Origin of the sequence: Streptomyces sp. NPDC088707 (genome assembly GCF_044752725.1) — a bacterium.
Classification (GTDB): domain Bacteria; phylum Actinomycetota; class Actinomycetes; order Streptomycetales; family Streptomycetaceae; genus Streptomyces.
In genome coordinates this window covers 317,302-342,745 of record NZ_JBIVLV010000001.1, presented here as the reverse complement: position 1 = coordinate 342,745, position 25,444 = coordinate 317,302, and the positions used below count along the sequence as shown (strand labels likewise).

22 protein-coding genes are annotated in these 25,444 nt (G+C 71.7%); 9 read left to right on the top strand and 13 right to left on the bottom strand.

Features of this window, described 5'->3' with window-relative positions; genetic code table 11:
* Positions 1-3: 3 nt before the first annotated feature.
* The 4 genes from ACIP84_RS01700 to ACIP84_RS01685 form a co-directional block, all read right to left on the bottom strand.
* Positions 4-1,422 (bottom strand): GH1 family beta-glucosidase, encoded by a 1,419-nt coding sequence (locus tag ACIP84_RS01700; RefSeq protein ID WP_401793255.1) that lies wholly within the window; start codon positions 1,420-1,422, stop codon positions 4-6.
* 82 nt (positions 1,423-1,504) lie between these two features.
* Positions 1,505-2,611: a DUF1996 domain-containing protein gene (locus ACIP84_RS01695; RefSeq protein WP_355968390.1), complete on the bottom strand. Its 1,107-nt coding sequence runs from the start codon at positions 2,609-2,611 to the stop codon at positions 1,505-1,507.
* Between the two features lie 27 nt (positions 2,612-2,638).
* The gene (locus ACIP84_RS01690) at positions 2,639-4,825 is read right to left on the bottom strand and encodes a discoidin domain-containing protein (RefSeq protein WP_401793252.1); all 2,187 of its coding nucleotides are present in this window, start codon (positions 4,823-4,825) and stop codon (positions 2,639-2,641) included.
* A gap of 121 nt (positions 4,826-4,946) precedes the next feature.
* The gene (locus ACIP84_RS01685; RefSeq protein WP_355968384.1) at positions 4,947-7,142 is read right to left on the bottom strand and encodes a discoidin domain-containing protein; all 2,196 of its coding nucleotides are present in this window, start codon (positions 7,140-7,142) and stop codon (positions 4,947-4,949) included.
* 191 nt (positions 7,143-7,333) lie between these two features.
* Between ACIP84_RS01685 and ACIP84_RS01680 the strand changes: the two genes are divergently transcribed.
* Positions 7,334-8,353, top strand: coding sequence for a LacI family DNA-binding transcriptional regulator (locus ACIP84_RS01680; RefSeq protein WP_401793249.1), 1,020 nt, complete (start codon positions 7,334-7,336; stop codon positions 8,351-8,353).
* An 87-nt stretch (positions 8,354-8,440) separates the two neighbouring features.
* Here ACIP84_RS01680 and ACIP84_RS01675 read toward each other — a convergent pair whose 3' ends face one another.
* Genes ACIP84_RS01675 through ACIP84_RS01660 form a run of 4 tightly spaced genes read right to left on the bottom strand, consistent with a single transcriptional unit; the run spans position 8,441 to position 13,050 of the window.
* Positions 8,441-9,832 (bottom strand): GH1 family beta-glucosidase, encoded by a 1,392-nt coding sequence (locus ACIP84_RS01675; protein WP_401793246.1) that lies wholly within the window; start codon positions 9,830-9,832, stop codon positions 8,441-8,443.
* Between the two features lie 35 nt (positions 9,833-9,867).
* A complete protein-coding gene (locus tag ACIP84_RS01670; protein ID WP_401795596.1) occupies positions 9,868-10,707 on the bottom strand; it encodes a carbohydrate ABC transporter permease in 840 nt (279 codons plus the stop codon).
* Between the two features lie 34 nt (positions 10,708-10,741).
* On the bottom strand, positions 10,742-11,734 hold the full coding sequence (locus ACIP84_RS01665) for a carbohydrate ABC transporter permease (protein WP_401793243.1): 993 nt from the start codon (positions 11,732-11,734) through the stop codon (positions 10,742-10,744).
* A gap of 11 nt (positions 11,735-11,745) precedes the next feature.
* Entirely contained in the window at positions 11,746-13,050 is a 1,305-nt protein-coding gene (locus ACIP84_RS01660; protein ID WP_355970336.1) for an extracellular solute-binding protein, read from the bottom strand.
* 170 nt (positions 13,051-13,220) lie between these two features.
* Between ACIP84_RS01660 and ACIP84_RS01655 the strand changes: the two genes are divergently transcribed.
* Positions 13,221-14,528 carry an ROK family protein gene (locus ACIP84_RS01655; RefSeq protein WP_401793240.1) on the top strand — a complete coding sequence of 436 codons (1,308 nt, stop codon included), beginning with the start codon at positions 13,221-13,223 and terminating at the stop codon, positions 14,526-14,528.
* A gap of 56 nt (positions 14,529-14,584) precedes the next feature.
* Here ACIP84_RS01655 and ACIP84_RS01650 read toward each other — a convergent pair whose 3' ends face one another.
* A complete protein-coding gene (locus ACIP84_RS01650) occupies positions 14,585-14,749 on the bottom strand; it encodes a hypothetical protein (protein ID WP_401793237.1) in 165 nt (54 codons plus the stop codon).
* A 114-nt stretch (positions 14,750-14,863) separates the two neighbouring features.
* On the opposite strand from ACIP84_RS01650, the gene ACIP84_RS01645 reads away from it, so the two are divergent.
* The 4 genes from ACIP84_RS01645 to ACIP84_RS01630 all read left to right on the top strand — a co-directional run bounded on the left by ACIP84_RS01645 (position 14,864) and on the right by ACIP84_RS01630 (position 19,230).
* The gene (locus tag ACIP84_RS01645) at positions 14,864-15,622 is read left to right on the top strand and encodes a carbonic anhydrase (RefSeq protein WP_401793234.1); all 759 of its coding nucleotides are present in this window, start codon (positions 14,864-14,866) and stop codon (positions 15,620-15,622) included.
* 443 nt (positions 15,623-16,065) lie between these two features.
* A complete protein-coding gene (locus tag ACIP84_RS01640; RefSeq protein WP_401793231.1) occupies positions 16,066-16,716 on the top strand; it encodes a DUF4360 domain-containing protein in 651 nt (216 codons plus the stop codon).
* Positions 16,717-16,954: 238 nt separating this feature from the next.
* Entirely contained in the window at positions 16,955-18,103 is a 1,149-nt protein-coding gene (locus ACIP84_RS01635; RefSeq protein WP_401793228.1) for a tetratricopeptide repeat protein, read from the top strand.
* A 65-nt stretch (positions 18,104-18,168) separates the two neighbouring features.
* Positions 18,169-19,230, top strand: coding sequence for a polyprenyl synthetase family protein (locus ACIP84_RS01630; protein ID WP_401795593.1), 1,062 nt, complete (start codon positions 18,169-18,171; stop codon positions 19,228-19,230).
* A gap of 44 nt (positions 19,231-19,274) precedes the next feature.
* On the opposite strand, the gene ACIP84_RS01625 is transcribed toward ACIP84_RS01630, so the two are convergent.
* Entirely contained in the window at positions 19,275-19,853 is a 579-nt protein-coding gene (locus tag ACIP84_RS01625) for a SixA phosphatase family protein (protein ID WP_401793226.1), read from the bottom strand.
* A gap of 83 nt (positions 19,854-19,936) precedes the next feature.
* Positions 19,937-20,347, bottom strand: coding sequence for a Rid family hydrolase (locus tag ACIP84_RS01620; protein WP_355965206.1), 411 nt, complete (start codon positions 20,345-20,347; stop codon positions 19,937-19,939).
* A gap of 275 nt (positions 20,348-20,622) precedes the next feature.
* Between ACIP84_RS01620 and ACIP84_RS01615 the strand changes: the two genes are divergently transcribed.
* Positions 20,623-20,850 (top strand): hypothetical protein, encoded by a 228-nt coding sequence (locus ACIP84_RS01615; protein WP_401793222.1) that lies wholly within the window; start codon positions 20,623-20,625, stop codon positions 20,848-20,850.
* Between the two features lie 227 nt (positions 20,851-21,077).
* On the opposite strand, the gene ACIP84_RS01610 is transcribed toward ACIP84_RS01615, so the two are convergent.
* Complete coding sequence (locus ACIP84_RS01610) at positions 21,078-21,701, bottom strand: SRPBCC family protein (RefSeq protein ID WP_401793219.1); 624 nt, start codon at positions 21,699-21,701, stop codon at positions 21,078-21,080.
* A gap of 84 nt (positions 21,702-21,785) precedes the next feature.
* Positions 21,786-22,304 carry a hypothetical protein gene (locus ACIP84_RS01605; protein WP_401793216.1) on the bottom strand — a complete coding sequence of 173 codons (519 nt, stop codon included), beginning with the start codon at positions 22,302-22,304 and terminating at the stop codon, positions 21,786-21,788.
* Positions 22,305-22,790: 486 nt separating this feature from the next.
* On the opposite strand from ACIP84_RS01605, the gene ACIP84_RS01600 reads away from it, so the two are divergent.
* Entirely contained in the window at positions 22,791-22,946 is a 156-nt protein-coding gene (locus ACIP84_RS01600) for a hydrophobic protein (RefSeq protein WP_355965214.1), read from the top strand.
* Between the two features lie 177 nt (positions 22,947-23,123).
* Positions 23,124-25,439 (top strand): SpoIIE family protein phosphatase, encoded by a 2,316-nt coding sequence (locus tag ACIP84_RS01595; RefSeq protein WP_401793214.1) that lies wholly within the window; start codon positions 23,124-23,126, stop codon positions 25,437-25,439.
* Positions 25,440-25,444 lie beyond the last annotated feature (5 nt).

Sequence of the window (25,444 nt, the reverse complement as noted above, 5' to 3'; positions counted from 1 at the left end):
ATGTCACCCCGGTGCGCCGCCGCGGACGCGCCGGGCCGTGTCGCGCAGCCACAGGGCGCTGCGCTTGGGCGTACGGGCCTGGGTGGCGTAGTCGACGCGGACGAGACCGAAGCGCTTGTCGTAGCCGTACGCCCACTCGAAGTTGTCCAGGAGCGACCAGGCGAAGTAGCCGCGGACGTCGGCGCCCCGGACGCGGGCCTCGGCGACGGCGGCGAGGTGGGACGCGAGGTAGGCGGTGCGGTCGGCGTCCTCGACGAAGCCGTGGGAGTCGGGAACGTCCTCGTAGGCGGCACCGTTCTCGGTGACCACCATCGGCGTGCCGGGATAGTCGCGGGAGATGCGCAGCAGGAGGTCGGTGAGGTCGTGCGGCATCACCTCCCAGCCGAGGCCGGTGACCGGCAGGCCGCCGTGCGGCAGGTTCCGGGTGACGGGGACGCCGCGGGCGTCGGCGGAGGCGCCGTCCTCGTCGACCCCCGACGTGCGCATCGAGCGGTAGTAGTTGACGCCCAGGGTGTCGACGGGGCTGCTGATGACCTCCAGGTCGCCGTCCCTGACGGGGATCGTCACGGAGCGCGCCGCCAGGTCGTCCACGAGGTCCTGCGGATACCGGCCGCGCAGGATCGGGTCGAGGTAGAAGCGGAACCCGAGGGCGTCCGCCCGGCGCGCGGCCTCGCGGTCGGCCGCCGAGTCGGTGGCGGGCCGGCTGGTGCCGAGGAGGTGGGTGACCGCCAGGTCGAGGGGGCGGCGGGCGGCGGAGCGCAGGCGCTGGACCGCGAGTCCGTGGGCGAGGTGCAGATGGTGCACGGCGCGCACCCCGTCGGCGAAGGAGCGGCCGCCGGGCGCGTGGACGCCTTCGACATGGCCGAGGACGGCCGAGCAGAACGGCTCGTTGAGGGTCGTCCAGTGGGCGACGCGGTCGCCGAGGCGCTCGTGGACGAGTTCCGCGTAGTCGGCGAAGCGGTGGGCGGTGTCGCGGGCGGGCCAGCCGCCGGCGTCCTGGAGCTCCTGGGGCAGGTCCCAGTGGTACAGGGTGAGCCAGGGGGTGACGCCGTGCGCGAGGAGTTCGTCGACGAGGCGGTCGTAGAAACCGATCCCCGCCGGATTGGCCGGGCCCCGCCCGTGCGGCTGGACGCGGGACCAGGAGACGGAGAAGCGGTACGTGTCGAGGCCCAGGGCGGCGAGCAGGGCCACGTCCTCCGGCATGCGGTGGTAGTGGTCGCAGGCCACGTCTCCCGTGTCGCCGTTGTTGACGGCCCCCGGGACGCGGCAGAAGGTGTCCCAGATGGACGGGGTGCGGCCGTCCTCGGCGGTGGCCCCCTCGATCTGGAAGGCGGAGGTGGCGGCGCCGAACCGGAAGCGCGGGGGGAGGAGGTCGATGAGCGCGTCGTGGTGGGCGGTGGCGGACGGGGCGGGGGCGGTCACGGGATCCTCCTGGTGCCGAGAGGCGGACGGGAAAGCGGCCCGGGCGCCCTCGCGGGCGTCCGGGCCGGGTACGGGAGACGGATCAGGGCAGGCGGTGGTCCTCGTTCAGCACGACACCGCGTTCGGGGCGGTACAGGTCGAAGCCCCGTGTGTCGCACTGCAGGCCGCCGACGATGCAGTGGTCGACGAGGGCCTTGAGGGTGCGCTCCTCCCACGCGTTGAAGAAGTCGTAGTGGAAGGAGTAGCCGCGACCACTGGCCAGGCGGACCTGGCTCATGTCGCCGTTGACCGGCCACGCCATCTTGAACTCGATCATCGGCAGGGCGACCGGGTGGGAGGCCGGGCACATGTTGTCGTTGGTGCCGGGCTTGACCACCGGGTACGCCATGTGGCTCTTGTGGTCGGGGGTGTCGAGGTACAGGCCGTTCCAGCAGCTGGGGGCCTGCATGCGCAGGTTGAGCTGGACGTCGGGCCGGCTCGGACAGCTCGCCGGGAAGTCGGTGTTGAAGAAGCTGTCACCGCACTCCCAGCCCTCGACGAAGCCCTTGTGGCCGCGGAACTCCTGGGCGGTCTGCGTCGGGTTGCCGACGACGAACCGCAGACCCTTGGGGAAGGGCCGCACGCTCCGGTAGTCGGTGACGCCCGCCTTGTAGTAGATGACCTGAGGGCCGACGGGCAGGATCTTCTGGTCGCCCTTGTACAGCGAGGGCATCCAGTACGCGGAGGCGTCCGCGGGAGCCTTGCAGGTGGTGCTGCCTCCGTAGAGCGAGCCGGTGGTGCTGGCCGCGTTCGTGGAGGTGTTGCCCATGAACGTGTGGTCGTGGGACTTGCCGAACTGGCCCGGGTAGACGATCGGGTCGTCCGGCGCGGTGTGGGTGACGGAGCAGCCGGCCTGGAACTCGTGGTGGTAGGCCGGCGGCGGGGTGGCCGTGGACGGGATCACCCCGGTGACCTGGGGTACGGCCGGGATGTAGCCGTCGCCGTCGGCGTCGTCCCCCGAGGGGAGCGCGGAGGCCGCCATGACATGGCCCTGGGCGGCGCCCGCCGCGTGCGCCCCGTGGGCGCCGGCGGCCGGGGCGGTGGTCTCCCCGCGGGCGGTGGCCGCGGTGTAGGTGTTCACCGTCAGGGCGGAGACGCCCAGGGCTGCGCTGAGCAGTAAGGCGGACAGGGTCCGGCCGCGGATTCTCATCGTGATCTCCTCGTTCTCCTCAGGGGGTCAGCTGTAGATGCCGAACTCGTGGAGCGAGTAGCCCCAGCCGGTGCCGCGTGCGGTGAGCTGGAGCCGGACGTACCGTGCGGTGGCACCGGTCTCGATGGTGTCGATGTCGCCGTTTCCTGTGGTGGTGGCGTGGATGGTCCGCCAGGTGCCGCCGTCGTCGGAGACCTGGACCTCGTAGGCGCGGGCGTAGGCCGGGTCCCAGACCAGCTGGAGCCGGTTGAAGGAGCGGACCGAACCGAGGTCGACCTGGATCCACTGCGGGTCGCTCCAGTCGCTGGCCCAGCGGGTGGCGGTGTTCCCGTCGGTCGCGTGGGTCGCCGGGCAGGGGCAGTCGCCGTAGGACGCCTGCGCGGAGGAGGCGGTGGTGGGCCGGTTCAGGGCGATGTTGGTGCCGGCCACCGGCGGGGCGACGACCTTGACGGACTTCGTCTCGATGCCGGCGTTGCCGCGGCCGTCCTCGGCCTGCACGTACACCTTCCACACGCCGAGCTTCTCGGGCGCGGTGACGGCGAAGGTGCCGTTGCCGAGGGAGCGGTACCGCGCGTCGATCAGGCGCTTGTCGCCGTTGGCGTAGTTGCCGCTCAGGAGGATCTTGGTGGTGACGGCGTCGCCGTCGGGGTCGCGGACGTCGGCGCGGACCGTGAACTCGCCGCCGGCCGGGGCGGATCCGGCGGGCGTGACCGTCATGTTGCTGATCACCGGCGGGGTGTTGTCGCCGGCGACGGAGCCCGTGTACGCCTTCTTGAGGGCGTAGTAGGAAAGGCGCTTCAGGCCGTCGGGGAGCAGGTTGAACCAGACGCCGCCGAAGTCGTGCTCCGTGCCGTAGTGGAAGACGGTCGCGCCGAGGGCGACGCCCTGGTGGCCGGTGACGCAGTTCCACGCCTTGGTGTACCCGTCGGCCTTCTGGACGTCGGTGGGCTCGTCGGGGACGCCGTTGGCGTCGTCGGGCACCTCCCACTCGCCGGCGGGACCGGTCTCGGTGATGATGTAGGGCTTGGTGTAGCCGCCCTCCACCCAGTCCTCGCGGACCCCGCAGATGTCGCCGTAGGCGTTCATCGAGTAGAGGTCCAGGTCGGGCGCGTTCCGCTTGTAGTAGGGCCAGGCGCCGGTCCACGCGTCCGTCGAGGTCACGGGGTGGTCGGGATCGATGGAGTGGATCTTCTTGGCGACGTCGTTGACGAAGGCCGTGTACGCGTTGCGCTGCGCCTCGAGCGCGGTGCCGCTGTAGCAGTTCTGCAGACCGAGGACGGACTCGTTGCCGACGTTCCACATGAGGGTGGCGGGGTGGGACTTGTAGGTGTCGACCCACTTCGCGAACTCGGTGAGCATGGTGCTCTTGTACGCGCCGTCCGCCACGTAGTCGACGCAGCCGCCGGAGCCCGGGCCGCCGCCCGGCTGGAGCCAGTAGCCGTTGATCACCTTGACGCCGTTGGCGGCGGCCGAGTCGAGCAGCGGCTTGGTGCCGGCGTCCGTCCCCCAGGTACGGACGGTGTTGACGCCCATGGACTTCACGTCCGGCATGTAGCGGGGGGCGTCGGCCATCGCGGGGCCCCAGGTGACGCCCTTGACGGTGTACGGCTGCCCCCCGACCGTCAGTTGCCAGTTGCCCTGCGTGCCGCTCACGCGGACGGCGCCGCCGGGCTCGGGCTGCGTGGATCCGCCGCCGTACACCCGGAACTCCCACAGGGAGTAGCCGTAGCCGGTGCCCCGGGTGATCCCCTGGAGGCGGACGTAGCGGCCGGTGCCGGTGACCGCGAGCTCGTCGGTGCCGCCGTCGCCCGCCGTCACGGACTTGACGGTGCGCCAGTCGCTTCCGTTGTCGGAGAGCTGGATGTCGTACGCCTTGCCGTAGGCGCCCTCCCAGTTCAGGACGACGCGGCTGATGTTCGCGCTGGTGCCCAGGTCGACCTGGATCCACTGGGCGTCGCTCCACTGGCTGGCCCAGCGGGTTCCGGTGAGGTCGCCGTCGACCGCGGCGGAGGCGGCCCAGGCGGCGCCCTCGCTGGAGGAGGCGGTGGCGGTCTTCCCCTGGGAGAGGAGGGTCTCCGCGGCGCCGGCCGGTGCCGCGGTCAGCAACGTGGCGGAGGAGAGGGCGGTGGCGAGCAGGGCCCCGACGGAGACGAGCGAGGCCGTCGTGCGGGTGCGGGTGCGCCTTCGTGTCGTGGGGGTGTCGGCCGTGGTCATGGCGGCTCCTGGACGGAGGGGGAGGGGGATCGCCTTCCGGGCGGCGCGGCGGGGACTGGGCGCCGCCCGGAAGGGGTGAGGGGCCGGGACGCACCGCATGGGGCGCGTCCCGGCGGGGCTGTCAGGGGAAGGAGACGACGGTGGACGGCACGGTCGAGGTGCCGGCGGGGACCGTGGACGCCCCGGTGTCGTTGATGACGTGGTTGTAGTGGCCCATGCCGCCGAGGGACACGACCAGGAGGCTGTGGAACTTCACGCCCGGCTTGACGGGTGCCTTGAAGCCGTGGTCCTGCCGGATGTTCGGGTCCACGTTGTAGTTGCAGTAGCTGCCGAGGCCCCAGGCCTCGTGGGTGTTCACGGAGTCGTCGACCCGGTAGGCCGCGTACCCCTTCGTCGCGCCGTTCTGGATGGCGGCCTGGTTCGGGGCGTCGTACGCCTTCTCGTTCTGGTAGAAGATCGTGCGGCCGCGCTCGCCGTACCACTCGACGTCGTACTTGTTGAAGTGCTCGACGAACAGACCCGTGGCGAGCACGTCGTCGCCGTTGACGCGGACGCCGTAGTCGGCCCGGTTGGTCTCCCAGCCGACGCCCTCGCCGTGGTCGGCGCGCCACACCCAGGTGTGGTCGATGATGGCGTCGTCGCTGTTCACGACCACGCTGGTGGTGGCCTTGCCCGCGCCGGCGCCGCCGATGCGGACGTACACGTCCTGCACGCTGGTGGGGTTGGCGGCGTGGTCGGCGGCGGAGTTCTGCGGCCCGAGCTCCAGCAGGGTCGGGGAGTTGACCGGGCCGGCGTCGATCAGGAAGCCGGCGAGGCGGACGCCGTCGACGTCGGCGACCTTCATCGCGGTGACGCCGTTGTCCGGGATGATCGTGGCGAGGCCGAGGCCGAGCACGATGGTGTTCGCCCGGTTCACGTTGATCGTCTGGTCGACGTGGTAGACGCCGGGCGTGAACAGCAGGTGCAGGCCCTGGGCCAGTGCCTGGTTGATCGTGGCGGCGGTGGCGCCCGGCTTGACCACGTAGAACCGGCTCAGCGGGATCGACTCGCCCTGCGGCGCGCCGTTGGCCCAGCTGGTGCCGCGGGCGTTGACGCGCTTGGCGGGGGCGAAGACCTTGTACTCGTTGCCGTCGAGGTAGAGGTACGGCTTCTCGCGGGAGACCGGCGTGGTGTCGAGCGTGGTGTAGCGGGGCTCCGGGAAGGAGGTGGCCGGGGCGCCCTCGACGCCGGAGAAGGTCTGGTTCCAGACGCTGTTGGACCAGCCGCCGATGGTGCTCTCGCGGGTGTACCACTGCTGCTGGGAGTAGTTGCCGATCTGGCCGTCGATCTTGGAGTCGGCGATGTAGCCGCCGCTGGCCCAGCCGTAGCCGTTCGGCGCCAGGTTGAGGCCGCCCTTGACGTGCATACGGCGGAACGAGGACGCCTGCGAGACGGCCCACCGGTCGGTGCCGTTGACCGGGTTCAGGGTCAGGCCCTCGGCACCGCGCCAGAAGTTCTGGGTGGCGTTGCCGTTGAACCAGCCGGCGTCGACGGTCACGTCACCGTTGATGGTGGTGTCGCCGGGGCGCAGACCGAGACCGGCGATCTGGGTGTAGAAGCCGATCTGGGCGTTGAGGCCGTTGTAGGTGCCGGGCTTGAAGAGGAAGGCGTGCCGGCCGCTGCCGAACTGCGCCGACTCCTGCTCCTGGAAGACCTGGTCCAGCTTGGTCTGGATGCCGGGGGTGGCCGGGTCGAAGACGTGCACGTTGGGGCCGAGGTCACCGCCGCCGGGGAGCGTCGGGCCGGTGCCGCCTGTGGTGCCGAAGACCTGGAACTCCCAGAGGGAGAAGCCGTATCCGGTGGCCCGGGTGAGGCCGTTCATGCGGATGTAGCGGCCGGTGCCGGAGAGCGTGACGTTGTCGGTGCCTCCGTCGCCCGCGCTGACGGTGGTGACGGTCCGCCAGTCGGTGCCGTTCTCGGAGGCCTGGATGTCGTAGCTCTTGCCGTAGGCCGCTTCCCAGGTGAGGACGGCGTGGCTGAGCGTGGCGCTGCTGCCGAGGTCGACCTGGATCCACTGGGCGTCCTGCCAGGCGCTGGCCCAGCGGGTGCCGGTGAGGTCGCCGTCGACGGCGGCGGAGGCGGAGAAGGCGCCGCCCTCGGTGGAGGAGGCGGTCGCGGTCTTCCCCTGGGAGAGCAGGGTGGGGGCCGCTTGCGCCGTCGTGGCGGGGGCGAGGGCGAGCAGGCTGCCGGCCAGTGAGGTGACAAGTGCGCCGACGGTGGCCCGGCGGACGCGTGAGGCGGGTCGCCGGAAGACCGGCGGGGACCCGACGGAAGACATGGGGTCTCCTCTGGATACATGGGGGAAACGTGGGAGAGCGCTCTCCCGAAACCTTGCCCGCAGGGCGAGTTGACGGTCAAGGCGTATGACACGACTTTTCTTTTGGCTTTCATTAAGTGTCGACGCCAACCGTTTCCGGCCAGGAGCGGACCGTCCTCCCACCGGACACACGACACCGTTAAGGTGCGCGGGTGGGGAATCGAGGACCGACTCTGGAAGACGTCGCACGCGAGGCGGGGGTGTCGCGCGCGACGGTGTCCCGCGTCGTCAACGGCGTGCGCAACGTGGCCCCCGACATCCAGCGGAGCGTGCGCGAGGCCATCGCCCGCATCGGCTACGCACCCAACCAGGCGGCCCGTTCCCTGGTCACACGGCGCACCGGGACCGTGGCCCTGGTGCTCTCCGCCACGGGCAGGTCGTTCACCGCCCGGGTGTTCTCCGACCCGTTCTTCGGACGCGTGGTGGACGGGGTCCTGCCGGTCCTGCGCCGCCGCGCGATCCAGCCCGTGCTGCTCGTCGCCGAGTCCGAGCAGGCCAGGGCCCAACTCGTCGAGTACCTGCGGCAGGGCGGCGCGGACGGAGCCCTGGTCGTGCCGCTGGACGAGAACGACCCGCTCCCGTCGATGCTGGTGGCGGCGGGCCTGCCCACGGTGCTGTTCGGCCGCCCCCGCGACGGGGAGCGGTGCGGCTACGTCGACCTCGACAACCCGGCCGGCGCGCGACTGGCGGCGGAGCACCTGTGGGCCATCGGGCGGCGGCGCCCGGCCACCATCGCCGCCCCGGTCACCGCCCCCACGGCCGACGAACGCCTCGACGGCTTCCGGGAGGCCTTCGCGGCGCACGGGGTGACGTCGGTCCCCGTCGTACGGGGCAGGTTCACAGTGGAGAGCGGCAGGCGCGCCATGGCCGCACTCCTGAAGGACCACCCGGAGATCGACGCCGTGTTCGCCGCCAACGACCTGATGGCCCAGGGCGCCTGCCAGTATCTGCGTGAGCAGGGGGTCTCCGTCCCCGGCGAGGTGGCCGTGGTGGGCTTCGACGACTCGGTGGCGGCCCGGAAGGCCCGCCCTCAGCTGACCACCGTGCGCCAGCCCGTGGAGCGCATGGCGTCCGCGATGGCCACGCTGCTCGTCGAGCAGCTCGACGGCGCCCCGTCCGAGACTGCCTCGAAGGTGTTCGAGCCGGTGCTGGTCGTACGCGAGTCCACCTGACCGTCCACGTCAGAAGAGACGGGGACACCGGAAGGCCGCCCCGTGACACCGGGGCGGCCTTCCGGAGGACTGCGACGGGGCGTACGGTCAGCCCGCGTTCGCCTCGCGGTGGGCGCGGACGATGTCCGCGTACCGGCGTCCGCTCGTCTTCACGGTCCTGCGCTGGGTGGCGTAGTCGACGTGGACGAGACCGAAGCGCTTGTCGTAGCCGTAGGCCCACTCGAAGTTGTCCAGGAGGGACCAGGCGTAGTACCCGGCGAGCGGGGCGCCCTTGCGCAGCGCGCTCGCACAGGCCGCGAGGTGCTGCTCCAGGTAGCGGGTGCGCTCGGGGTCGTGGACCTCGCCGTCGGGGCCGACGGCGTCGGGGAAGGCCGAGCCGTTCTCGGTGACGTACAGCTTCCGTACGCCGTAGTCCTCGGTGAGCCGCAGCAGGAACGCCTCGAGGCCGCCGGCGTCGATCTGCCAGTCCATGCCGGTGCGCGGCACGTCGGGGAGGCGCACCTCGCGGGCGTACGGGGCGGGTCCCGTCGGGTCGTCGGCGACGGTGACCGGGAAGTAGTAGTTGAGTCCGTGCCAGTCGAGCGGGGCGGCGATGGTCTCCAGGTCTCCGGGCTTCTCCGGCAGCTCGACTCCGTACAGCTCGCGCATGTCGGCGGGGAAGCCGCGGCCGTACACCGGGTCGAGCCACCAGCGGTTGGTGTGGCCGTCCGCGCGGGCGGCGGCGGCGATGTCCTCGGGCCGGGTGGATGCGGGCGCCACGGTCGAGTGGTTGGTGACCAGGCCGACCTGGGCGCCGGGTGCGGCGGCGCGGATGGCCTGGGTGGCGAGACCGTGGGCGAGGAGGAGGTGGTACGAGGCGCGGACGGCGGCGGTGAGGTCGGTGAGGCCCGGGGCCATCCGCCCCTCCAGGTGGCCGATCCAGCCGGAGCAGAGCGGTTCGTTGAGGGTGGCCCACTGGGTGACGCGGTCGCCGAGCCGCTCGGCGACGACGGAGGCGTAGGCGGCGAGGTGCTCGGCCGTGGCCCGCTCGGTCCAGCCGCCGCGGCTGTCCGTCACCCGGTCCTGGAGGGCCTGCGGCAGGTCCCAGTGGTAGAGGGTGACGGAGGGCGTGATGCCGGCGTCGAGGAGCCCGTCGACGAGCCGGTCGTAGAAGTCGAGTCCGGGCGCGTTGACGGGTCCGTCGCCGCCGGGGAGGACACGCGGCCAGGCGACGGAGAGCCGGTAGGCGTCGGTGCCGAGGCCCTTCATCAGGGCGACGTCCTCGGGCCAGCGGTGGTAGTGGTCGCAGGCGGTGTCGCCGTGGTCGCCGTTGTCGATCGCACCGGGGACGCGGGAGAAGGTGTCCCAGATGGACGGCGCCCTGCCGTCCTCGGCGACGGCGCCCTCGATCTGGTAGGCGGAGGTCGCGGTGCCCCAGGAGAAGTCCGGCGGGAAGGCCTCCAGGTCGAGCGTGGTGCGGGAGTCGGTGGATTCGGACACGGGGAACCTCTTCGTGATGGGTGTGGAGAGGGACGTCACTTGACCGCGCCTGCGGTGATGCCGGCGACGAGATAGCGCTGGAGGAGCAGGAAGCCGACGACGACGGGGACGCTGACCACGAGGGAGGCGGCCATCACCTGGTTCCAGTAGACGTCGTTCTGGGTGGCGTACCCCTGGAGACCGACGGCGAGGGTGCGGGTGGTGTCGTTGGTCATGACGGAGGCGAAGAGGACCTCGCCCCAGGCGGTCATGAAGGCGTAGACGGCGACGGCGATGATGCCGGGGGACGCGGCGGGGACGATGACGCGGAACAGCGCGCTGATCGGCCCGCAGCCGTCGACCTTCGCGGCCTCGTCGAGCTCGCGCGGGATCGAGTCGAAGTAGCCGGTCAGCATCCAGATGGAGAACGGCAGCGAGAAGGTCAGATAGGTGAGGATCAGGCCTTCCCGGGAGCCGAAGAGGGCGATGCCGGTGGCGTTGCCGATGTTCACGTAGATGAGGAAGAGCGGCAGCAGGAAGAGGATGCCGGGGAACATCTGCGTGGACAGCACCGTCACCGTGAAGACCCGCTTGCCGCGGAAGGTGTAGCGGCTGACGGCGTACGCGGCGAAGATCGCGACCATCACCGAGAACACCGTGGCCGCGCCCGCGACGACGATCGAGTTCATGAAGTAGTCGGCGAGCGGGACGGTCTCCCAGATGTCGACGTACGGGCGGAGCGTGAGCCCGGAGGGGAACCACTCGAACTTCCCCGAGACGTCCTCCAGCGGCTTCAGGGAGCTGGAGACCATGACGTACACCGGCAGCACCACGAAAGCGGTGAGCAGGGTGAGGAAGATCCGCCGCGCCCAGAGGAACGAGCGGGGCGCCGCCATGGGGGAGCGCGGAGCCGCGCGCCGGGATGCGTGCTCAGACATCAGAGGTCTTCCTTCCGCGGGTGGTGAGCAGGAGGTAGACGCCCGTGACGACGAGGAGGAAGAGCAGCAGGAGCACGGACATGGCAGAGCCGGTGCCGAAGTTCCAGGTCTGGAAGGACGACTGGTAGATGTGGAGCGAGATCAGGTCCGCGGATTCGGGCGCCGCCTTGCCGAAGAGCACGAACGGCGTGTTGAAGTCGTTGAACGTCCAGAGGAACAGGACGAGCACGAGGACCTGGTTGACCGAGCGAAGCGACGGCAGGGTGATGTGCCGGATCTGCTTCCAGACGCCGGCGCCGTCGAGCGCCGCCGCCTCGTACATGTCCCGGGGGATGTTCTGCAGTCCGGCCATGACGGTGAGGAAGGCGAAGGGCCAGCCCTTCCACACCGAGACGACGAGCAGTGTGTAGAAGGCGTTGTCGCCGATGAGCCAGAAGGCGGGGCTGTCGCCGATGCCTAGCTGGTCGTGGAGGACGTGGTTGATGAGGCCGTTGTCCCGCTGGAACATGAACGCCCAGGTGATCACGGCGGCGTAGACGGGCAGGGCGTACGGGACGAGGAACAGGGTCCGCAGGAAGCCGCGGCCCCGGAAGTTCTCCTGGAGGAAGATCGCGGCGGCCGTCCCGAGGAACCAGCACAGCCCCACGGAGAGGAGGGTGAACAGACACGTCGTCAGGAAGGACTTCAGGAGCGCCTGTCCGACGGGGGCGTCGAAGTCGATCGCGACGGTGTAGTTGTCCAGGCCCGACCAGGGAGCCTCGCCCCAGTTCCGGATGTAGAACTGGGTCAGCTCCTTGAAGCTCATGGTGATGCCCATGAGCATCGGCACGAGGTGGACGAGGAGTTCGAGGAGCAGGGCGGGCAGGAGCAGCAGGTAGGGCAGTGCGATGCGGCGACGCCCGGAGCGGCGTGGTGCGCGTGCCTCTCCGGGTGTGGCCTTGCGCACCGCCGGCTCGGTCGGGTGAGCGACGGCGGTCTCGGTCATGGTGGGGCGGCCTACTTCTTGGGCATCTGCTGCTGGGCCTTTTCGAGCTTGGCCTTCACGGACTCCGTGGTGACCGGGCGGCCGGCCGCGGCGTCGGCAAACAGCTCCTTGACCGCGGTGCCCACGACCGTCTCGAACTGCGACTCCTCGGGCACCTGCGGCAGGGCCGCGGCGCTGGTGGCGAGGGTGTCACGGATGACGGTGAGCGAAGGGTCGGCGAAGGCGGGGTCCTTCTGGGCGCTCTTGACCGGCGGGACGGAGCCGTACGACTTGTTGAGTACGACCTGCTCCTCGTCGCTCGTCATGTACTTCACGAACTTCAGCGCGCCGTCGAGGTTCTTGGTGTTCTTGAAGACGGCCAGGTTGATACCGGCGACCATCGAGTTGGTCTGGGCGCCCTGGCCGGGCTTGCCCGACGGGACGGGGGCGGGGGCCACGCCCCACTCCTCCGGGCCCATGCCCTGGGCGGAGAAGGTCTGCGACGGGGTCTGCCACAGGACCATGCCGGTCTTGTTCTTGGCGAAGTCGCTGAGGGACTGGTTCTGCGCGTACTCGGCGTTGCCGGGAGCGACGATCTTCTGCGCGGCCATCAGGTCGATGTACTGCTTGACGGCGGCGACGGCACCGTCGGAGGTGAAGTCGGGCTTGCCGTCGGCGGTGAAGAAGTCGGCGCCGTGCTGCTTGCCGAGGACGAAGACCTGGTGGATGTTGTTGGAGAGGTTGGAGCCCTCGACCCCGATGCCGGCCTTGCCGTCCTTGCTGAGCTTCTTGCCGGCCGCGATCACCTCGTCCCAGGTGGCCGGCGGCTTGGCTATGCCCGCCTCCTTGAACATCTTCTTGTTGTAGTAGAGCGCGTAGGCCATGGAGTACAGCGGCACGGCGGCCGGGTCCTTGCCGGCGACGCCGGTGGAGCCGAGTGCGGAGTCGACGAAGCGGTCCTTGCCGCCGATGGCCTCCAGGTTCTTCGCGTCCCACGGCAGGAGGGCGCCGGTGGACTGGAGCGAGGCGCTCCAGGTGTTGCCGATGTTGAGGATGTCGGGGCCCTGGCCGGAGGTGGTCGCGGTGAGGATCCGGTTGAGGAGGTCGGACCACGGGATCACCTCCAGCTTGACCTTGATCCCGGTCTCCTTCTCGAACTGGTCGAGCTCGGGCTGCAGGACCTTCTTGTCGACCTCCAGGCTAGCGCCCTGGTTGGAGGCCCAGTAGGTGAGGGTCTTCGGCGACGACTCGCTTCCCTCACCCCCGCCGCAGGCGGTGGCGGTGAAGGCGAGGGAGAGGGTGACGACACCGGTGACAGCGGCTCTGACTCTGCGCATGGCTCCTGGGCCCTTTCGGGGACGAGGGGATCGCCGATGTGGTGGGCGGCTGGAGGCCTCGCCGTAACATCGGCTTAATTTAGGATGTGAGTTAAACCCCATGAGAAGGTCGCGTCAAGGCTTGTACTGCGGGTATGTTGCAACGAACGACTTCAGAGACGGGGACCAAAGTGCACGCGAGAACTGGCCGCACGGTGCGTGACCTGCGGCGCGAGAACCGCACCGCCGTTCTGCGCCGGCTGTACTTCGACGGCCCGATGAGCCGCCTCACGCTCGGCCCGGCGACCGGCCTCAGCTCCGGCTCCGTCAGCAACGTGGTCGCCGAACTCGTCGCCGACGGCCTCGTGGAGGAGGCGGGCAGCGTCGACTCGGCCGGCGGGCGCCCCCGCACTCTCGTCAGGATCACTCCCGCCAGCGGCTTCATGATCGGCGTCGACATCGGCGAAACCCGGGTCAGGATCGAGCTGTTCGACCTCACCCTCACCGAACTCGCCCGCACCGAACGCCCGTTGGCCCCCTCTGGACCCCGCACGGCCCGCTACGACGTCGACCTCGTCGTCGGGCACCTCCGCGAGGGCATCGCCGAGGTGCTGCGCATCGCGGACGTGCCCGCCGACCGCCTGATCGGTGTCGGCGTCGGCGTCCCCGGCATCGTGGCCCGCACCCCCGAGGACGGCGCGGTCGTGCACGGCCAGACCATCGGCTGGGACGCGGTCCCCTTCGAGCGCCTCCTCCGCGCCGCCGTCGACCTGCCCGAGACCGTCCCGTACTGGATCGACAACGGCGCCAAGACCCTGGGCCAGGCCGAGATGTGGTTCGGTGCCGGCCGGGGCGCGCGCAGCGCGGTCGTCGTCCTGTTCGGTTCGGGTGTCGGCGCGTGTGTGGTCACGGACCCGATGGGGCCGGGCCGGGCGATCGAGTGGGGTCATCTGACGGTACGGGTGCGGGGGCGCCGCTGCCGTTGCGGGGCCCAGGGCTGCCTGGAGGCGTACGCCGGAGCCGAAGCCCTCCTGGAGCGGTGGCGGGAGGCCGGCGGGGTGCCCCCGGCCGGCGCGGACGAGGAGACGGCGCTGACCGCGATGCTGGCGGCGGCCTACCCGGCCGAGCCCGGCACGGAGCCCGACGCCACGGCGCTCGCCGTCCTGGCGGAGACCGCCGAGTACCTGGGCGCCGGATTCGCCGACCTCATCAACCTCTTCCAGCCCGAACGCATCCTCGTCGGCGGCTGGGCCGGCCTCCAGCTCGGCACCCGCTTCCTCGCCACCGTGTCCGGCTACGCGAAGGAGTACGCGCTCACCTACCCGGCCAGCCGGACCGGCATCGGGCTCGGCACCCTCGGCCCGGAGGCCGTCACGGTCGGCGCGGCCCTGCTGCCGCTGGTCGACTTCTTCGCCCAAGGAGGCCGCCGCCCCGAGAGCAAGCCCACCATCCCCGCCCCCGCCTGGCAGTCGGCCCTCCAGGACCGCGTCTCTCCCTGAGGCGCCTCGTTCCTCGACAGGGAACCGGGCGGCGCGTGTGCCGCCCGGGGGTCGCGTCAGGTGGGCACCGGGAAGACGGCCCTCCGCACGGACGGGTCCCCGCGCGGGCGAGGAACGACCACCGCACCCAGGACTTCGAAGAGATCCTCCGGGGCGCCGGGGTCGGCGTCGTCCTGGATGCCCTCGCTGTCGTCCCGCCACCGGCTCCCCGGGCGGAGCACGACAGGGAAGGCTCAGAGACCCTTCGGCAGTGTGGCTTCAAGAGTTGTCAAAGACGCTCTGAGCGTTGGGCAAGGGAAGACCGGGCGGCCTCACGCGGTCGTACGTTTCCTCGTGTGACTCCTTCTTCCTCTGAACCACACATATCCCAGGGCCCTTCCGCGGCCACTTCCTCCTCGCGCCGCACACTGCTGCGCACCGCCCTCACCGGAGCGGCGCTGACCGCAGGGGCATGGGCATGGGACCTTCCGGCGGCATCGGCGACACCCCGGGCGAACGGCAAGCCCCGGCCCACCACACCCTCGGCGGCCTTACGCGAGCTGAACGCGGGCAACCGGCGCTGGCGCACCCACCACGAGCGCCACCCTCACGAGTCGCTCGCCGTCCGGAGGGAGATGGTCTCCGGGCAGCATCCGTTCGCCGTCATCCTCGGGTGCATCGACTCCCGCGTCGCGCCCGAGCTCGTCTTCGACCAAGGTCTGGGCGATCTGCTCACCGTACGTTCCGCCGGAGAGGTCCTCGACGAGGCGGTGCTCGGCAGCGTCGCCTACGGCGTGCTGGAGCTGGGCATCCCGCTCGTCGTGGTGCTCGGACACCAGTCGTGCGGCGCCGTGTCCGCAGCCGTCCACGCGGAGCAGACGGGGGAGCGGCTTCCCGCGCACATCCAGTACATCGCCGACCAGATCAGACCCGCGATCGACCACACGCAGGAGGGCGCCGCCCGCGTCGACGCGACCGTCTCGGCGCAGGTGAGGCGTGTGCGGGCGCAGCTCGCGGCGGAGCCCGACCTCGCTTCGCGGATCAGCGAGGGACGGCTGGCGATCGTCGGTGCGCGCTACGAACTGACCAGTCAACTGGTCCACCCGGTCGACTGATCGCTCCCTCCGCTCACCCGTCGGCCGGTCCACGTGCCGTCCGACGGGTGGGCGGCACGGCCCGGGGTCGTCGCCCTGCTCCATGAGGGTCAAGAGACGTCATGCGCGCTTCCACGCCAAAAACGGGGTGCTCCGAGGTGCGGTTAATGGCCGGGCGCCACCCTGTCTCGACGTGCTCGGGCACCTAGCATTCGACCATCCCCGCTCACAACTGCGGTGTGGTCGGACAGAGTTCATACGCATGATAGTTCAACCATTGCCGGTTGGACTACCCCACTGCGTACTTCCGGCCTTCTCGATTTCCCGCACCTGGCACCAGGTCTCCACCGCAGTAGGTCCGTGACGGCCGCCGCCCCCGAACGCGGCGTGCCGCATCCCCGCCCGTGGCTCGGACGCACCCGTGCGTCCGGCCCCCGGGAACCGAAGCACCGGATGGGAGAAACATGAGAGGTCCCCTGCTCGTGAGCGCGGCGGCCGCCGCACTGTTCGCCTCGGCCCTGCCCGCCCAGGCCGGCCCCGGGTCGATCGTCGACCCGCCGCCGGACAGGATCGTCATCGACATCGCCACGGTGAACGGATCCGGCTGTCCCCTGGGCACCGCCGCCATCGCCGTGTCCGAGGACAACACCGCCTTCACCGTCACCTACAGCGAGTACCTCGCGCAGGTGGGCGGCGGCTCGTCGCCCACGGCGGCCCGCAGGAACTGCCAGCTGAACCTTCTGGTGCACGTGCCGCAGGGCTTCACGTACGCGATCGCCAGCGCCGACTACCGCGGCTACGCCTCGCTCCAACGCGGCGCGAGCAGCACGGAGAAGGCCTCGTACTACTTCCAGGGCTCACCCAACACGGCCTCCCGCACGCACACCTTCCGCGGCCCGTACGAGGACAACTGGCAGGCGACCGACGACACCGACTGGGCCCAACTGGTGTGGGCGCCCTGCGGTGTCCAGCGCAACTTCAACATCAACACCGAACTCCGGGTGAACGCCGGCACGTCGAGCCCGAGCAGCACCAGCTACATGACCATGGACTCCACGGACGGTGACATCAGCACCGTCTACCACCTGGCGTGGAAGGAGTGCCCGGCCGACTGACGCGCGCACGGCGGCCGCGGCGCGCCACCGCGCCCGGCCGCCGCAGCCCGGCCCTCACACGCGGCCGTCCGCTCCGACGTCCTTCTCGCTGAGGATCTCCCCCCACCGCGTAGTACTTGAGGATGATCCACAGCCCCCTACGGAGACGGACATTGCCACCGAGGGGGAACCCGGGCCCGGGACAACCGTCTTGATCCTCGTGTCGGCTTGATCGTCGAGCCGACCCGAGGAGGTTCTGATGGCAGGTCAGGTGACGGAGAGGCCGGCGAGGGCATCGGCTCCGGAGTACCAAGGGGCGCTGGGGTCGCTTTCGGTGAACGCCTCCCTGCCCGAGGTGCTCGCCCGGGGCGTCCGGGAACTCAAGGCGGCCGAGGAGACCGGGGACCTGCGGGAGGCGGCGCGCTGCGGTCTCGCCGTGGCAGAGGCATGCCGCAGGCTCGGCCGGATCGAGGAGGCCGACCGGGCGTGGAAGGCGAGCTACCGGGCGGCCCGTTCGGCCGGTCACGAGGGGGCCATGGCGTGGGCGCTGTGGAGCGGCGGCACGCTGGCCCGCCAGCGCGGCGCGCTCAGGCTGGCGTACCGGCTGCTCGGGCTCGCCGCCGAGGCGGGCGAGCGGGGCGGGGACGTCGTCGTGCGGGGCTACTCGCTGGCGGGGCTCGCCGAGACCGGGCGCATCCAGGGCGACTACGAGGCGGTGGGGCGGCTGCACGAGCAGCTGCTGGCCGAGGCGCGCCGCCGGGGCGAGGCCCGCCACACGGTCTGGGCCCTGGAGGGCATCGCGCAGATGCACCGCAACACCGGCTCCTACGACAAGGCCCTCGCCCTCTTCGAGGAGGCGGCCGAGACGGCGTCGCGCGCCGAGGACCGGCGCGGGTGGGCCTGGGCCCTGCGGGGCATCGCCGACGTGGTGTCCGTACGGGACGGGGACGTGGAGCGCGCCCTGTCGCTGCTGTCGCGGGCGGAGGAGGCATGCCGGGAGATACGCCTGGCCAGCGCGCTCGCCTACAACCACAAGATGCGTGGCAACGTGCTGTACCGGGCGGGCCGCTACGAGCAGGCGCGTGAGCTGTACGCGCAGGCCCTGGAGGAGTTCCGCGACATGGAGGAGCCCCGGGGCACCGCCCTGTCGAGGCTGGGACTGGTCAAGGCCGACGCCCGCCTGGGCCGCGACGCCGCGCACACCGCCGCGGAACTGGCCGCACTCCGCACGACGCTGAACCGCATCGGGCTGCGGCACGCCCGGGACATGGTGGACAAGGCCGCGGCCGAGCTGGGGGTCGGCCCGCTGCCGGACCCCCACGGAGACGGTGCGGGCGAAGCCGGCCCGGTACTGCCGGAAGTCGGGGCGGAAGCCCTGCGGAAGGTCGACGTGGAGGGGCTGCGATGAACGCCCTCCCGGCATCCGCCCGGCCGGTCCGCTGCACCCGCACCGGCGCGCCGGGCGCCACGGCCGTGACCGTGGCGAGCGCCTCCCGTGGTCACGAGGCCTCGGCGACCGCGCTCCTGGACCGGTGCCGCGACCGGGTCCGGCCCGCGCTGGTGGAGGCGGTGGGCCGGCTGCACCCCTGGACGGGTGAGATGGCGGCGTACGCGCTGGGCTGGGCCGATACGGCCGGAACCCCGGACCCCGGCGGCTCCGAGGGCAAGGGGGTCCGGCAGGCGCTCGCCCTGCTCGGGGCCGAGGCGGTGGGCGCGGACGGCGCCGACGGGATCCCGGGCGCCGTCGCCGTGGAACTCGTGCACACCTTCTCCCTGCTTCACGACGACATCATGGACGCCGACGCGCTGCGCCGGCAGCGCCCCGCGGTGTGGAAGTCCTACGGGACCGGCCCGGCCGTCCTGGCCGGCGACGCGCTCCTCGCCCAGGCCGTGACCAGCCTGGCGGAGACCCCAGGACCCCGCACGGCGGCCGCTGTCCGGCATCTCTGCCGGACCCTGACCACCCTCGTGTCCGGCCAGGCGGAGGACCTGCGCTTCGAGGAGCGTCCGTGGTCCGGGCCCGGCGCGGTCGCGCCGGAACAGTACCGGTCCATGGCCGAGGACAAGACAGGCGCCCTGCTGGGCTGCGCGCTCGCGCTCGGGGCGATCCTAGGCGGCGCCCCCGACAGGACCGTCACCGCGCTCGACCGCGCCGGGCGCCATCTCGGCCTCGCGTTCCAGGCGGTGGACGACATCCTCGGTATCTGGGGGGACCCGAGAGCGACCGGGAAACCCGTCCACGCCGACCTCCGGCAGGGCAAGAAGACCTACCCGGTCCTCATCGCACTGGCCGCCGGAGGCAAGGCCGCACACGAGGTCGAGGCGCTGCTGGCCTCCGGCCGGCGGATCGACGGCGAGACCGCCGAACACGTCGCGGCGCTCGTGGAGCAGGCCGGCGGGCGGACCGAGACGCGCGAGGAAGCACGCCGACAGCTGGACGCCGCCCGCCACGCACTGCGGGAGGCACCGCTGAAGCATGCGGCAGCACAGGAACTGGACGTGCTGTTCACCCACTTGCTCGACCGCACCTGGTGACCTGACGGTGGAAGCGCGGTGGGGACGGCAGCCGACACCACCGCTCAGGAGGAGCCGCGGACCCCGCGAGGAATCGCCAGGTCCGTCAGGAGCGCAGCACCCGGGCGCAGATCGGTCCAGGTGCCGGCCCAGGTCAGGACGGCGACCGCGGACGTCGGGAACTTGGTCCGTACACGATCCAGGAGGTCCTCGTCCGTGCCCGCCGCACCGGACGCGAGCAGCAGGATCAGGTCCTCCAGGCCCGGGTTGTGCCCGACGAGGAGCAACGTCGCGACCTCGTCGGACACGCCGTGGAGCACATCGAGCAGTTCCGGGCCGTCCGCCCCGTACAGCCGCGGGTCGTGACGGGTCGGCACGGGGCGGTCCAGCTCCGCGGCCGCCAGCTTCCAGGTGTCGTGGGCGCGCCGGGCCGGCGAGCACAGGACCAGATCGGGCAGCCCGCCGGCCCCGGCCAGGAAGCTCCCGACGGCCGGGGCGTCACGCAGCCCGCGCGGACCGAGGGGGCGGTCCTGGTCGGCAACCCCCTTCGGCCAGGCGCTCTTGGCGTGTCGCAGGACCAGCAGTCGGCGGGGTCGGCCGTGGGCGGAGCGGACGTGCTCAGAGGGCTCGGTCGAGGGCTGCACGTCCTTGAGCGTACGGGGTGGGTCGCCGGACGGCCACGGACGCCACATGCCCGGCCGCCCGCCGTGACGTTGGTTGCGGCCTCTCAGCGATCGAGCACGGCGGCCACGGCCTCGATCTCGACGAGCTGGTCGTTGTAGCCGAGTACGGTGACACCCATCAGTGTGCTGGGGACGTCGTGGTCACCGAACGCGTCCCGGACGACCTCCCAGGCAGCCACCAGATCCTCCCGGCGGGCCGATGCGACGAGGACGCGGGTACTGATGACGTCCTGCAGCGACGCCCCCGAGGCGGCGAGAGCGGTCCGCATGTTCTCGACGGCTTTGGCCGCCTGGCCCGCGTAGTCCCCGATCGCCGCCGTCGAGCCGTCGTCGTTCAGGGGACAGGCCCCGGCGAGGAAGATCAGGCGGGACTCGGCGGGCGCCGTGGCGGCATAGGCGTACTCGGCGACGTCGGACAGTGCGGCGGAGCGGATCAGAGTGATGGCACGAGCCACGGTCGGTGGTTCCCTTCCCAGCGGATGCAGAGCGCGGACATCCTGCCAACGACGCCCCGCCGCCGCCTCTCCTTTTCCCGCTGCCCCCGTACGAGGCACGCAGCGACGGTCGGCCACCGTCGAACGGTCGCCGGGCACCGGCCTCGAGGCGGGCGAGGCGCACCGCATCCAGCTCTCCCGGCGGCAGGGGCGTACGGCGACTGCATCCTTCGGCCTAGTCCGTTCTCGGCCCCGTGGAGGATGATCTCGCGACTCCGCCGGGGGAGGCTTGATCCGTGCGAACAACCATCGGATACACCCTCGAAAGCATCGGCTACGTCGTAGGAGCCCAGGGGCTCGTCAGCTTCGCTTCGCAGACCTTCTTCGGTACGGAGTGGGGCTGGATCCACAAGATCGTGGACCTCCCGTCCGCCGCCTACCTCGGCATCCTCATCGGCGGGCTGGCACTCGTCCTCGGCGGCGTGAGGACACGGAAGGCGGCCGAGCGTCAGGCGGGCGTCTGACGATCCGTCCGGGCGAGGGCCGGGCGGTGCCGGCCTTGACGCGCGGGAGGGCGGGGCAGTCCGTGTAGCCCTGCGCGCCTCCCGCGCCTCCCGCGTACATCAGGCCTTCCTCGTGGACGAGGCGGACGGGGGCGCGCCGGTCCGCAGACCCGAGGGGCCCCGAGCCGCGCGCTTCACCACGGCGCCGCGGGGCCCCCGAGCCGGCCTCGTCCAGCAGGTCCGTGCAGTCAGCTCAGACGGGGGCCGTCGGAGTCGCCGGGCGGCATCGGCCAGGCCTCCTGGCTTCCCGAGGACGTACTCGTCGGGCCGGCCGCGCCCATCGACCCCGGAGCCTCCCGGAGCGCCGCGTCGGACGGCGTCGGCGTGCCGGTGGGGGCCGGGCCGCCGGCGCTGTCCGAGGGCTGGACGCGACCGCGCCAGCCACCGGTCTCGTGACCGCGGTCCTCGATGAAGCCCTTGAACCGCTTCAGGTCCCCCTTGACCCGCCGATCCAGGATGCCCAGCGCGTCGGCAGCCTTCTCGGCCATGCCGTCGGGCTCCACGTCCATGGCGAGGCTGACGCGTGTGTGTCCCTCGTCGAGGTCCTGGAAGGTGACGACGCCCTTCTGCTTCACGTCGCCGCCCACGGTGCGCCACGAAATCCGCTCGTCGGCCAGCTGGTCGACGATCTCCGTGTCGAACTCGCGCCGTACGCCCGCGATCCGGGTCTGCCAGTGGCAGTGCCGATCGTCGACCTGGGTGACGTTCTCGACGCCCTCCATGAAGCTCGGGAACTCCTCGAACTGCGTCCACTGGTTGTAGGCGTTCCGCACGGGAACGTCCACGTCGATCGTCTGCTTCACCATGCTCATGGTGCATCCTCCTGCCTGTAGCGAACGATTCGGGGTCATTCCGCGCGTACCCGGCGAACCCGGGTTCAAGCGCGGGCGTCCGATTCAGTGGAGACGTGTCCGGGGCGCGTCGTCCTCGGAAACCTCGTCCGCTCCTTGGGAGAGTCGGTGGACGAGCGTGAAGCGATGCTCCACCCGGGCGTGTTCGGTCCCGGCGGCGTCGCTCATGCGCGCCGTCACGTCATAGGTGCCGCGGTGCGCCCGCCCGAGAGGCAGCCGCTCGGGCGGGAGGCGGATCTCGTAGGGTCCGCCGGCCCGGAAGCTGCCCAAGGCGATGCGCCGGGCCACCGGTTCCTCGCCCTCCCCGACCCTGACGGTTTCGAAGAGCAGTCCGTCCGTGTCCGCTGCCAGCCGGAACGTGAGGGCGACACTGACCACCGCGCCCTCCGGCAGTTCGTATGGGATGTCGGCACCGGCGCCTTCGAGGGGGACGGTGAACGTCCCCAGCTCGTCGGAGACGAGCGCCAACTCCAGCAACTCGACGGCCGTCGTGACGGGCCCGCTGTCGTCCCCGCGTGAGGAGTGCGGCACGGAGGAACGGGAGGCACGGGTGGCGGGCGCCATGGGAATCAACTCCGCGAGGTGGGTGCGAGTGCTGCCGATGACCGCTGACGCCGGGCATCCCGCCTCAGGCGAACCCGAGGCGCGCACCCTCCGGCACGACGGTGAAGGCCCGAGGAGTGCCCGTCCGCGGGAACAGACGGCGCAACCGGCGGGGGACCCGCCCGATCAGGGGCGGGTCGTGGCGGGAGTGGTGAGCGGACAGCGGCACGGGGAGGAAGGCCGAGCCTCCGAAGGCGACCCGGAGCGAGATCGACCACGGTGAGGTCACGTGCGGTGGTCATGGCGGGTCACCCTCGTACACGTCGCGGTGGTGCTTCTCACCGGCGCATGCCCGCTGCTCGATTCCACAAGCGTCCGAAGCGCGGTTCTTTGCGCACCCGCTCGCCGCCGGACGCATGACACCGTGCAGAACGGGCAGCGGCTGGGCAACGGAGGCCACGCGTCGAAGAGGGCCGGCGGCCTCCGGCGGCATTCGGAGGTGGCGTCATGGTTCCCCTGCTTCTCGTCCTGCTGGTGATACTCATCCTCTTCGGCGCGGGCTTCGCGCTCGACGTCCTGTGGTGGGTGGCCATCGCCGTACTCGTGGTGTGGCTGCTGGGTTTCCTGATGCGGAGCGGAAACGGTCGCTGGTACCGGTGGTGACCCGGCGCCGCCGTTCGGCCTAGAACCGCCGACCGGGGGAGAAGCCCGGCGTCGATCGCGTCGACGCCGGGCCGCGGCGCGTCCCGGAACGGTCCCCCCGCACCTCTCACGCGTAGAATGCGAAACGAGTACACGCGTGTGCCCGGACGTCCACCTGCTGGTGGAACGGAGGTCGTCGTGACCGGCTCCGCGAAGTCCACAGGGCCTCCGTACGGCGCTCTGGTGGATCCCGGATTCGCCGCCCTGGTCGCCGAGAACAGGTGGCTGCGCGCCCAGCTGGCGCACCGCCGCCTCCTGGATCTCGCCGCCGGAGTCCTCGCCGCCCAGATGCGGATGTCCGCCTCCGACGCGGCCGAGCACCTGACAGCCCTCGCACAGGCCACCGGTCTGTCGGTCGGGGACATCGCGGCCGACGTGGTGGACGCCGTCGCCGAAGGCGGGCGGCCCGCTGACGCCGTCCCGACGCGACACGGACGCGCTGCCGCCGACCAGCGCACCGCCCGGCGCCGCGCCAGGCGCGCCGTCGTGGCGGCGGAAACCGCGTCGACCGCTTCCGAGGCGGCACGCACACTGCTGCGGGAGGGACTCTCCCCGTACGGCGCGGACAGCCTCTGGCTCTGGCAGCGGGTCGACCACGGCTGTCTTCGGCTCGCCGGGTACGCGGGGGTCGGCGCCGCCGAAGCCGCGGCGTGGCAGTGGATCCCGCCCGCGGCCCCGGAGCCGTTCCGAGCCGTTCTGACGGAGGGCACGCCCCTCTGGCTGGAGGAGGGGCCGGCCCCCGGAGAGATCCTGCCGGGACCCTCGGCGTACGCGGCGCGCGCTCTGCTCCCGCTGCTCCGCCGCGGCAAGCAGGTCGGTCTCGCTCTGGTCGGCTGGCCGTGCCCCACGGCCCTCGACGAAACCACGCGGCGGGCCCTCACCGGCCTCCTGGAGGTGGGGGGCACCGTTCTGGACACCGTGGGCTCGACACGGCACGCCGTCTCCGTGCCCGTACTCGTCGACGTCCTCGACGCCCTCACGCATCCGGCGGCGCTGCTGCACGTCCCCGGCACAGCGGGAGCGCCCACGGTCGACCATCTGAACGACGGGGCGGCCGCCGCGCTGGGGGCCCCGCAGCGCGAGGACGACGCCGCCCTCGTCACGTGCTTCCCTCTGGTCCACACGGAGCTCGCGAGGATGGCACGGCGGGCCGTCGGCACCCGGCGCGCCCAGCGGGCCGCGCGGCTGCCGACACCCGCCCGGGCAGGGGAGTACGCGCCGCTGCTCGACGTGCGCGCGCTGCCGGTGGGCGAGGAGCGTGTCGTCGTCCTGTGGCACAACCTGACGGACCCCGGCCTCGCCGCCGCACGCGCGACGGCCGGGCTGCAGAGCGTGGCCACCTTCCAGGACAGCCTCGCCGACGGCGCGAGCGCGTGGTCCGAGCAGGCCTACGGAGTGTTCGGCCTCGACCGCGACGAACCGCCGGTCCCCCTCGCGGCCCTCCGGGCGCGGCTCCACAGGGACGACGGCGCCGCACTCACCGCCCTGCTGAAGACCCTGACCGAGGAGCAGACGGGTGCGCAGGCCGTCCTGAGGATCGCCCTCCCCAGTGGCGCCGTACGCCACGTACGCGTCGTGGCGGAGCCGCTGATCAGCGGGGGGACGGTCACCGGGATCGCCGGGGTGTACCAGGACGTGTCGGACAGCCGCCGTACCGAGGCGGCGCTGACGGCGACCTTCGACCAGCTCACCGCGTTGCACGAACGGGCGGCGACGCGCCATCAGCTGGCGCTCCAGCTCCAGCGGGCGATCGTGCCCGAGGTCCCCGCATCCCTGGAACTTCCCGGTGACCTCACCGTGGCCGTACGGTACCGGCCCGCCACGGAGGAGTACCGGGTCGGCGGTGACTGGTACGACGTGTTGGCGCTGCCGAGCGGCAAGGTCCTGGTGGCCGTGGGCGACATCGCGGGGCACGGGATCGACTCCGTCACCGGCATGGTGGCGCTGCGCAACGCCCAACGGGCCCTCGCGTTCACCGGCGACTCGCCCCGGCGCCTGATGGGGTGGCTGAACGAGGTGACCCTGAGGACCGGGGGCGGCACGACGGCGACGGCGGTGTGTGCCCTGTACGACCCGCAGGACGGCGGCCTGCTCTGGTCGAGCGCGGGTCACCTGCCCATGCTGCTGCTGCGGGACGGCCGGGCGCGGCTGCTCGACCCGCCGCACGACATTCTGCTGGGTGCGGCGCCCTCGTTCTCCTACCGGGAGCAGCGGATCGGCCTGCGCCCCGGCGACACACTGCTGCTGTACACGGACGGGCTGATCGAGCGCCGCCACGCCGGACTGGACGAGGGCCTCGCGCGGCTCGCCGGGGAGGCGGCGCGGCTCGCGGACCTCGAACCCGGCCGTCTCGTGGACGAACTGCTCAGCACGGCGACCGGGGACACCGACGACGACACGAGCCTCGTGGCCGTCCGCGTGGGAGCGTCTGCGGAGGCCGGGGCCGAGTCCTGACGAGT